Annotated in this window: 11 protein-coding genes; 1 reads left to right on the top strand and 10 read right to left on the bottom strand. The window is 70.0% G+C overall.

Annotated elements, in window-relative coordinates:
• Nucleotides 1-161: 161 nt before the first annotated feature.
• The 10 genes from ACFWGZ_RS35755 to ACFWGZ_RS35710 all read right to left on the bottom strand — a co-directional run bounded on the left by ACFWGZ_RS35755 (nt 162) and on the right by ACFWGZ_RS35710 (nt 8719).
• On the bottom strand, nt 162-1166 hold the full coding sequence (locus ACFWGZ_RS35755) for an NADP-dependent oxidoreductase (RefSeq protein ID WP_382456014.1): 1005 nt from the start codon (nt 1164-1166) through the stop codon (nt 162-164).
• A gap of 81 nt (nt 1167-1247) precedes the next feature.
• Nucleotides 1248-1961, bottom strand: a complete 714-nt coding sequence (locus ACFWGZ_RS35750) for a GNAT family N-acetyltransferase (RefSeq protein ID WP_382456013.1) — start codon at nt 1959-1961, stop codon at nt 1248-1250.
• Nucleotides 1961-2404 carry a hypothetical protein gene (locus tag ACFWGZ_RS35745; protein WP_382456012.1) on the bottom strand — a complete coding sequence of 148 codons (444 nt, stop codon included), beginning with the start codon at nt 2402-2404 and terminating at the stop codon, nt 1961-1963. Before ACFWGZ_RS35745 ends, ACFWGZ_RS35750 begins: the two co-directional genes overlap by 1 nt.
• On the bottom strand, nt 2404-5220 hold the full coding sequence (locus ACFWGZ_RS35740; protein WP_382456011.1) for an FtsK/SpoIIIE domain-containing protein: 2817 nt from the start codon (nt 5218-5220) through the stop codon (nt 2404-2406). Before ACFWGZ_RS35740 ends, ACFWGZ_RS35745 begins: the two co-directional genes overlap by 1 nt.
• The gene (locus ACFWGZ_RS35735; RefSeq protein ID WP_382420076.1) at nt 5220-5471 is read right to left on the bottom strand and encodes a hypothetical protein; all 252 of its coding nucleotides are present in this window, start codon (nt 5469-5471) and stop codon (nt 5220-5222) included. The genes ACFWGZ_RS35740 and ACFWGZ_RS35735 overlap by 1 nt, the downstream gene beginning before the upstream one ends.
• On the bottom strand, nt 5471-5731 hold the full coding sequence (locus ACFWGZ_RS35730) for a hypothetical protein (protein ID WP_053731857.1): 261 nt from the start codon (nt 5729-5731) through the stop codon (nt 5471-5473). Before ACFWGZ_RS35730 ends, ACFWGZ_RS35735 begins: the two co-directional genes overlap by 1 nt.
• A 241-nt stretch (nt 5732-5972) precedes the next feature.
• The gene (locus ACFWGZ_RS35725; protein ID WP_382456010.1) at nt 5973-6404 is read right to left on the bottom strand and encodes a hypothetical protein; all 432 of its coding nucleotides are present in this window, start codon (nt 6402-6404) and stop codon (nt 5973-5975) included.
• Between the two features lie 76 nt (nt 6405-6480).
• Nucleotides 6481-7092: a DUF4232 domain-containing protein gene (locus tag ACFWGZ_RS35720; RefSeq protein WP_382456009.1), complete on the bottom strand. Its 612-nt coding sequence runs from the start codon at nt 7090-7092 to the stop codon at nt 6481-6483.
• Nucleotides 7093-7158: 66 nt separating this feature from the next.
• A complete protein-coding gene (locus ACFWGZ_RS35715; protein WP_382456008.1) occupies nt 7159-8103 on the bottom strand; it encodes a gamma-glutamylcyclotransferase in 945 nt (314 codons plus the stop codon).
• A gap of 268 nt (nt 8104-8371) precedes the next feature.
• Nucleotides 8372-8719, bottom strand: a complete 348-nt coding sequence (locus ACFWGZ_RS35710) for a winged helix-turn-helix transcriptional regulator (RefSeq protein WP_382456007.1) — start codon at nt 8717-8719, stop codon at nt 8372-8374.
• 75 nt (nt 8720-8794) lie between these two features.
• Between ACFWGZ_RS35710 and ACFWGZ_RS35705 the strand changes: the two genes are divergently transcribed.
• Nucleotides 8795-9553, top strand: coding sequence for an SDR family oxidoreductase (locus tag ACFWGZ_RS35705; protein WP_382456006.1), 759 nt, complete (start codon nt 8795-8797; stop codon nt 9551-9553).
• Nucleotides 9554-9600 lie beyond the last annotated feature (47 nt).

Below are 9600 nucleotides of genomic sequence, written 5' to 3'. Positions count from 1 at the left end.
ACCAGCCGCCCGCCCCTGCGCGAGCGATCCTCCCGGATCTCGAACACCGCAACACCCCGGCAACTCAGGCATTGCAACGACCACTAGAACCCAAGTCTGATCCGGGGGCCGCGCCGTTCGCGGGTGGGTGGCAAGCCGAAAGCTGCCGCTCGCCTCAGCCGCTAGAACTTCACCAGCATCTTGCCGGTGTTCTCGCCCTTCAACAGGCCCAGGAACGCCTCCGGTGCCTTGCGGGCGCCGCCCTCGACGATCGTCTCCGAGTACTTCAGCTCGCCCGAGGCGATCCAGGCCGCCACCTCCTTCACGAACTGCGGCTGCGTGGCCTGGTGGTCGCCCACCAGCATGCCGCGGATCGTCAGGCGCTTGGAGAGGACCTGCATCATGTTGCGCGGGCCCGCGGGGGGCTCGGAGTTGTTGTACTGCGAGATGGCGCCGCAGATGGTGATGCGGCCGTTCAGGTTCATCGTGCTGATGGCGGCTTCGAGGTGTTCGCCGCCCACGTTGTCGAAGTAGACGTCGATGCCGTCCGGGGCCGCCTTCGCCAGCTGCTCGGCCACCGGGCCGTCCTTGTAGTTGAAGGCCGCGTCGAAGCCCAGTTCCCCGGTCAGGTGCTCGACCTTCTCCGCCGAGCCCGCGGAGCCGATGACGCGGGACGCGCCCTTCAGGCGGGCGATCTGGCCCACGACCTGGCCCACCGCGCCGGCCGCGCCCGAGACGAAGACCGCGTCGCCCTCCTTGAACTCCGCCGTGGTCAGCAGGCCCGCGTAGGCGGTCAGGCCCGGCATGCCCAGGACGCCCAGGTACGTCGTCAGCGGGGCGACGGAGCCGTCCACCTTCACGGTGTGCTTGGTGTTCACCAGGGCGTACTCGCGCCAGCCCAGGCCGTGCAGGACGTGGTCGCCCACGGCGAAGTCCGGGGAGCCCGAGGCGACGACCTCGCCGACCGCTCCGCCCTCCAGGGCGGCGCCCACCTGGTACGGGGCCACGTACGACTTCGTGTCGTTCATGCGGCCCCGCATGTACGGGTCGACGCTCATGACCACGTTGCGCACCAGGATCTGGCCTTCGGCCGGGGTGGGGACCTCCACCTCGGCGATCTCGAAGTTGTCCTCGGTCGGCCAGCCCTTCGGGCGGGAGGCGAGCCGGACTTCCAGTGCGGTGGTCATGGTGTGGCCATCTCCATCCTGTTTTACGGATCAGTTATCCGTTTCAACCGGCGGTCGGGGACCACTGTTCCTCGTTGTGAGCTATGCCGCAGGGAGCAGTGTCGTGACGTCGCGGTACGCGTAGCCGAGCTTGCGGTACAGGGCGATGGCCGTCGCGTTGTAGTTCTCCACGAACAGGGCGGCGGTGCCGTAGAGGGTGAGCAGGGACGCGGTGACGAACTGGCACACGCGCCTGCCCAGGCCCCGGCCCGTGTGGGACGGGTGGACGGCCACGCCCATCATGAAGCCGACGTCGGTCGACGACCACGCCTCCGCCGCGGTGGCCACGAGGGTGTCGCCGACGTGCACGCCCGCCCAGCGGGACACGCCCTTCTCACCCGGCCAGGCCCACGAGCTCGGGTTGGCCGCGCGCAGGAGCGGGTCGACGGCGGCGGTGTCGCGCAGCCAGCAGGTGTCCTCCGGCACGTCGAGGAAGCCGGTGCGGTCCATCCAGCCGAACGGCTTGTCCTCCACCCACGGGGTGGGCATGAGCTCCATCACGTCGAGGGCGAGCTGACGTTCCAGCAGCGGGCGCAGTTCCACGCCGCGGCCGTGAGCCGCCAGCAGGGACGCGACGCCCTCCGGCGGGCCGGACAGGATCAGGCGGCGGCGTCTGGTCAGGTCCGGTGCGTGCACGGCCACCGCGCCGTTGTGCTCCCAGGCAGCACCGCCGGCCGTGAGCGCCTGGGCCGCCCAGCGGACGAGCGAGTCGTCGCTGGCCTCCCGCACGCAGGCCGTGGTGCGCAGGCGGCGCACTAGTCCTTCTGCTTGCGGCGCAACAGGGTTCGCTTCGAGAGCGAGTCCTCCAGCGCCTGGTACGCGGTGTCCATCTCCTGGATGTACTCGCCCGGCGGGCGGGGAGGGACGGTCTCGTCGGGCAGCGGGAAGGTGACCATCTGCAGCCAGCGTTCGTCCCAGAGCTGCTCGACCGCCTGCTCCCAGTGCAGGGCCGCGCCCATCCGCACCACGCGTTCGCGGTCGCACACCTCGGCGATCCGCCGCTGGGTGGCCGCGAGCTTCTCCGCCAGCTCGGTGCAGCGCACCTCGTCCAGCTTGCGCTGGCGGGCGGCCGCGTCCGCGGCGATGGCGATGATCTCCTTGTAGCGCTCCACGGCCGATCCCGCGGGCACCCCGATCACCTCCTCGCTGCGGCGCTGCGACGGGACGGGGTCGAACGTGTGCGTCATCATCGGGTTCATCACGCTTCTCCTGTGTCGAACGGGATGATCACTTGCGGTCGCGAGTGCTCGAACCTGTCGAAGAACAGGCCGCGGCGGGGCCGCGGGGACCACGCCATCACCTGTTCCGGCCCGAGCGACAGCAGTTCCTTGCCCTGGACGTCGAACGCCACCCAGGCGCCGATGTCGTCGTACACGCCGGGTGGCAGGGCCGCCTTCAGCCGCTGCACCCCGCGCCACCAGCCCAGCACGTGCGTGCGGTTCTCCGGGCCGTGCTTGAGCACCGTCCGCAGGCTGTCCAAAGCGGACGTCCGCGTCACCGCGTCCTTCTGCTCCAGCAACGTCTGCGCCGCGTCCACGCCGTAGAGCACCAGGTAGTGCGGTGACAGCGGGGTGTCCGCCTCGCCCTTGCCGATCGACCGCAGTCCGTCCGCGGTCGTGTTCAGCACGTCGCGGAAGTTCTCGAGGCCGATCACCGGAGCCTCGTGCCCGTCGTCCTTCAGGCGCTTGGCCAGGTGCAGCGCCTCCGGCATCGCCTCCTCGACGAGGCAGGCCAGCGTGAAGGTCGCCTCGCGCGGGTGGTGCTGCCTGCCCAGCGACGCGGCCGCTCCGCCGAGCACTGCGGCCGCGTCCTGGACCACGGAGCCGATCACCGCGATGTTGCGGCCCGGCGTGCGGGCGAAGCGAACACGCGCCGCGCTGCCCGCGACGTCGATGACCTGTCCGAGGAGCACGGTAGGCGATGCCTCGCCCGGTCGCAGGTCGACGAAGTCCCGCACGCCGTCGATCAGCGGGATCTTGCTGCCGTCGAACAGGCCCGGCGGCCGGCCCTGCTCGCGCCGCCACAGCTCGGCCTGCAGGGAGTCCATGGTGCCCTTGGCCGTCGAGTCCGGGATGCGGCAGATCTCGTTGCCCGGCTTGACCCCCGACTCGTGGTTGATCACCGCGTGCCAGCGGGGCAGCTCGACGGCGGCGTCGTTCTGCGGCTCCGCCAGCACCCGGCGGGCCTTGGGCAGCGCGATGCGGACCGTGAACTGCTCGAAGATCGCCGACTTGCCCCAGAAGCCCTCGATGCCCGAGACGTCCTGCGACGACAGCACGAGGTGGATGCCCTGCGAACGGCCGCGCCGCGCCACGTCCTCCAGCAGCTGCGTCGCGGCGGCCGTCACCTGGTCGCGTTCGGCGAAGAGGTACTGGAACTCGTCGATCACCGCGACGATCCGCGGCCAGCGTCCGCCGGGGTCCTCGGAACGCAGGTGCTCGAGCTTCGTGACCTCGTGCTGCTTGGCGGCGTCCGCGCGCCTGCGCATCTCGTCGGCCAGGAACCGCAGCAGCGCCACGCCGAACTCGCGGTCGGTGTTGACGTTCACGCCGACCAGGCGCGCGTGCGGCAGCCAGGACCGGTCCTTGCGGCCGGGCGCGAACTGCGCGAACGACACGCCCTCCTTGAAGTCCAGCAGGTAGAGCTCGAGCTCGTCCGGCGAGTACCGCGCGCACAGCGAGCCCAGCATCGCGTAGAGGAAGTTCGTCTTGCCGGAACCGGACGGCCCGCCGATCAACGCGTGCGGCGAGGTGTCGCCAAGCTGCACGCAGACCTGTTCGCCGTCGTCGAACCCGACGGGCGCGACGACCCCGGCCGCCGAGCTCTCGGTCCACGGCCGGTCGGGCAGCAGGTCGTCGAACTTGCCCATGCGCGCACGGCGTTCCTCGCGCTTGTCCGCGATGGCCGCGCAGGCGCGGGGGACCAGGGTCCGCGGGAAGGCCGGGTCGAGCGTCACCCGCACGTGCTTGCCGGTCATGGTGCACGTCGCCGTGCCGTCGCCGCGCAGCGAGACCGTCTCCACCGGCGAGTTGACCGTGATGGGGATGTCCACGATGAACAGCTGCACACCGCACGCCAAACCGTTGCGCGCCACGCGTTGCAGCTGCTGCTGGTGTTCCTCCCGCAACGCCTTGCGGTTGCCGAACAGCACGGCGATGCGCCACGGCTCGGTGCGCCGGCCCTCACCGCTGACCGAACGGACGGTCAGGTGGCCGTCGACCAGGACCTTGGTGTGCACCTGGCGGATGTGCTCGGACAGCTCGTCGAGCAGCTCGTGCAGCCGTGCGGGGTCGTGCACCGTCAGCAGGTTCGCGCGGGTCAGCGGGTAGAGCCCCGGCAGCGAGCCGGTCAGCTGGCCGATGTCCCACACGTGCACGTGCACGAGCCCCGGCTGGAAGTGCGAGAGCACCCGCAGCAGCAACGACTCCACCAGGGTGTCCGCGAACTGGCGGCTGTCCGGAGTGGACGCGATGTGCAGGTGCGACTGGTCGAGCAGCGGCACGGCGACCGGGAACGGCGCCGCCTCCGGCGCGGACGTCACGACACCGGTGCCGATCCGCCACAGCTCCGGCACGCCCTCGCTGCCGTCGTGCGTGCCGGGGTGGCCGAGCCACTGCTCGTACCGCCACGACGCGGGACCGCGCGAGACCGAGTCGACGAGGTCCTTGAGCTGGTCCGGGCCCGTGGTGGTCCACTCGTGGTAGGACTGCTGCCAGTCGTGCTCGATCTGCGCGAGACGGTCCCGGAACTCGGCCATCGACAGCGGGGCCCTGCGCGGGTTGTCCTGGCGCTTCTCGTCGACCGTGAGGAACGGCGTCACGTCGCGCAAAGCACTGTCCTGCAACGCTTTGTCGATGCCCGTCCCGCGCACGGTGAACTCGAACACGTCCTTGGCGTGCTCCGCGGCGAGCGCCCGGTGCTCGCGCGCCACCGAACCCAGCGCGGCCGACACGGCGCGCTGGAAGCCGGTGAAGGCCTCCTCGACCTTCCTCCGCCGGTCGTCCCGCCTGCTCATCACAGCTCCACGGTGAGTCGTTGGATCCGCTCGAGGGTTCCCACCATCAGCTCCAGCTGATCGGGGAATTTTTCCTTGGCGCGCACGAACTCCGGTGGAAGGAGCGATTCATGGTGGTTCTCGCTGGACTCGGCGAGGATCGCGACGGCCTCGTCGAGGCCTTCCTGCGCGGACCGCACACTCCGGTACGACTCGCGCAGGATCTCGCTCGCCTGCTCGAGCGCGGCGCGGACCTCGGCGATGGACGCCATCAAAGCCTGCTGTTGATGCCCTCGGCCCCGGAGATGCCGGCCCCGAGGTAGTTCTGCAGTTCGCTCACGCCGGAGACGACCTGCTGGAACTGCGCGTTCGTCGTCTCGACGTCCGCCTGCACGGAGCCCTGGGTGACCGATGTCAGCAGTTGCTGGGCGTCCTCGGCGAGCTCAGCCGCCTGCTGGAGGGCCGACTGGCTTTGGCTCGCCTTGTCGATCGCCTGGGCAATTGCGGCACGGACCTCTTCGATGCTGGCCATGTCGGCTCCCGAACCCTCCCGGAACAGAGTGGTCGTACAACCACCCTCTGTAGAGATTGTGCCCAGATTTTCACAGTTGAGAGCGAAGTTGCACTAACCGGGTAGATGCTTCAATCCACTCGAACGGGCCTTGCTTTAATGATCAGTTAGGCGCGCCGCTGGCCCCTTGACCGAGCGTGTGGTGACGCTCACCAACGGCATCTGCAGCCTGTTGTGCGGACCTGCCGACCGGCCGGGTGAATCACAAGGGCTTCACAGCCGAGTTGTCACGCAAAGTGCCTGCACCGAACGGGTCATCTCCCGCCCACGCCTCGACCAGGACGCGTTCCGCGCCGGGGACGAGCGCCCGGATGAGCTCCGGCTCGTCCAGGACGGTCCAGGCCGTCGGCGGCTCGCACGCCACCCGCGGTGTGGGGAAGCCGTCGGCCAGTCCGCGCACGAACGTCCTGACGGCCCGCGCGAGGGCCGCGGAGACGTTGTGGGTGGCCTTCTCGTCGCTCGGCCGGGTGATGACCACGGCCCAGCAGCCCGGCTCCTCGTCGGAGCAGTCGCGGGCGTCCACGATCCGGCCGCCCGCGCGGCTGAGGAGCGCGTCGCACGCGGCTCGCGCCTGTTGCTCGTCCGCCGCCTCGACCACCACGGTGATCAGCAGCACGAGGTCGTCTTCGTCCATGGCACCCGAAATGGTGTCAGATGCCCCGCCGGGCGAACTCCAGCACCCGAGTGACGACCTCGCGCGGCGGCACCGGCTACGAGGCGTAGAACGCGCTGATCTCGATGTGGCCGCCCGAGCACACCGGTCCGAAGGTCCACGCCACGCTCAGCGGCACCGTCTCGTTCGGAGGGATGGCCGCGGCCTTCGACGGCTCGGGCTGGCACGAGCCCTCCACGGGTTCGTCACCCGCGGGGACGACGCCCCAGTGCAGGTTCGCCGACGCCTTGGCGCCGGGTGCGAGGGTCAGCGCGGCGGGACCGGGGTCGGCCTTGCGCTCCAGGTCGGTCGGCACCGCGCCGGAGGCGTTCTCCAGCTGGAAGCCGCTGTAGCCGTTCAGCGTGCAGGGCGCCGGCCCGGTGTTCGTGACGACGAACCTGCCGTACCGGTTGCCCGCGCCGGCGTCGGTCGGGACGACCTCGCCCCGGAGCGCGGACGAATCGCAGCGCTGCACGACCGGGGCGGCGGCGCCGGACTCCGCCACCGGGGGCGGCGGGGGCGGCGAGGGCGACGGGGACGGGCTGGCACTGGTGGACGACGCCGGCGTCGACGTCGGCAACGTCTGCGACGCGGTGTCCGGGGTTCTCGTCCCGCAGGCCGTGACGGAAGCGAGCACGAGCAGTCCACCTGCGATCAACCGGCGAGTCATGGGTGCACCTCCTACCACCGAAGGATGTGCCCGAATTTCCACCAGCCAACGCACCGTGCCGATAATTCACCGGATCTGGTGGACGTCCCATCCGTCCGGGAGCTCCGACATGCCCTGCACCGCGGCAGTCCAGATGTATGTCCACGCGATCCGGCCGTCGGGCAGCACGACGCGCACGCGCCGGTAGTCGTCGCCCTCGTACTCGTCGAGCTGCGGCAGCGCGACCTCCGGCGACTTGAGCCGCAGCACGAACCCGGGAACGCCGAGGCCGGCGCCGGGGCGGAGCGCGGGGTAGCCGAGGCCGGTGTCGAACAGCATGCCGGGCAGGTGGGTCTCCTCCGCCTCCACGACGTGCGGCTCCATCAGGTGCCAAGCGCTTGCGCCCGGCTGCAGCGTGCCGTAGGCGAACAGCAGCTCCGGCCAGTCGTTCGCCGACGGGTCGCCCTGGATCTCGGTGACCTCCAGCCCGTCCGCGGGCGCAGGCTTCTCGCCCAGGACGCGCGCGCCGCGTTGCGACACTTCCGCGCACCGGACCATGCGGCCGTTGAAGAGCACGGGCATCCGCTTCTTGGAACCCGCCGTGTAGGCCAGCACGCTGTCGATGACGCCACCGTTGTAGAGCACGACACGGCCCGTGTGCAGACGTACGAGCCGATAGCGCAGTCCGCGTCCCTCACACCGGTCCAGCACACGCAGCTGCTCGGGCGTGGCGAACCAGATGGAGTGCTCCTCGACCACGCCGGGCGCGCCCGCGAGAGTGGCGGGGCGCTGTCCGTCGCGCTTGCGGAGTCCCGCCGCCCAGACGGCGGAAAGGCCCTCGCACCGTGCGCGGAGCACCACTGCGGGGCCTTCGAGTCCGAGCTCCTCGCGGAGCCAGGTCAGCTTGCTCGGGTTGGCGTTGGAGCCGTACCCGAGCACCGGCATTCGCGCAGCCAGCGGGGCTTCACCGTGGTTCGCGAGCCATTGGTCCAGATCGATGTTCTCCGGCTCGACCCGCCATCCCGACTCCATCGTGAGGTCCGGGCGCACTGGCCAGCCCGTTTCGTCGACGTGGACGAAACAGTGGTCTGGACGAGTGCCCGGATAGGGCTCCGCCGGATGGCTTTCGTCGGTGAACGGTTGGGCCATTGGTCCATTGTGCCAGTCCGAGACCCCAGATTGCGCCCCCTAATCGTGACCCATCCGATGTCTATCTCGCACTTCGGAGCAAACAGTGAGAACGTTCACGACGCAATCGGGTGACCAACCCGATGTATTTCGGTGAAGGCTCCGCTGCACCTCAGGCGCTGTCATAGCGCCGCTGCGCTTGGGAGACCTCCGGCTGGTTGGCCTCGATCCAGTGCGCGAGCGCCACGAGGTGGCAGGCGGCCCCCTTGCCGAGCGGCGTGAGCGCGTACTCGACGTGCGGCGGGATGACCGGCTTCACGTCGCGGTCGACGAACCCGTCGCGCTCCAGCGTCCGCAACGTCTGCGTGAGCATCTTCTCGCTGACGACGTCCTCCAGCTCGCGTCGCAGCGCGCTGAACCGCCACGACCCGCCGTCCGACAGCACCTGCAGGACCAGCACACCCCATTTGCTTGTGATGTGCTCCATGGTCGCCCGCTCCGGGCAGACGGTGACCTGCATGCTCACCTCCGAGTAAGTACCCAACTCCAAAGTGGGTACTTTCCCCAGGTTAGCGCTAACCGCATGCTCAGGACCATGACGATCCTCATCACCGGTGCCACCGGCCAGCTCGGCAACGCCGTGGTCCGCTACGTCCTCGACCGCACGTCGGAGCAGGTCATCGTGTCCGTCCGCAACCCGGACAAGCTCACGCTGACCGGCGTCGAGGTCCGCCAGGGCGACTTCGAGCAGCCGGACACCCTCGACTTCACCGGTGCCGACAAGCTCCTGATCGTGTCCGGCGAGGCCCCCGACGCCGACGCCCGCATCGCCCAGCACGAGAACGCCATCGCCGCCGCCGTGAAGGCCGGCGTGGGCCACATCTTCTACACGAGCATCACCGACGCCGACACCTCCACCGTCGGCGTGGCCGTGGTCCACAAGGCCACCGAGGAGGCCATCAAGGCCACCGGCATCACGTACACGTTCCTCCGCAACGGCATGTACCACGAGAACTACGTGGGCGCCCTGTCCGGCGAGACGGTCGCGGTCTCGACGAAGGACGGCCGGATCGCCAGCGCGGCCCGCGACGACTACGCCCTCGCCGCCGCCGTGGTCCTCACGACCGACGGCCACGAGAACGCGACCTACGAGCTCACCGGCTCGACCACGTGGTCCTTCCCGGAGCTCGCCGGCGACCGCTTCCAGGACGTCAGCGACGAGGACCTGATCAAGGCCGGCGTCCCGGCGATCTTCGTGGACTTCTTCAAGGCGATCCGCGAGGGCGTGTTCGCGGAGGTGCGCCCGGACCTGGAGAAGCTGATCGGCCGCCCCTCGCGCCCGATCGCGATCTAGCCGGCGGGGGAGGGCACCGGGGAACCGTGGCGCGCGGAGTCGGGGGC

It is taken from the genome of Lentzea sp. NPDC060358 (assembly GCF_042725365.1).
GTDB lineage: Bacteria > Actinomycetota > Actinomycetes > Mycobacteriales > Pseudonocardiaceae > Lentzea.
Note: the sequence above shows the minus strand (reverse complement) of the source record. Positions and strands in the feature narration are given on the sequence as shown.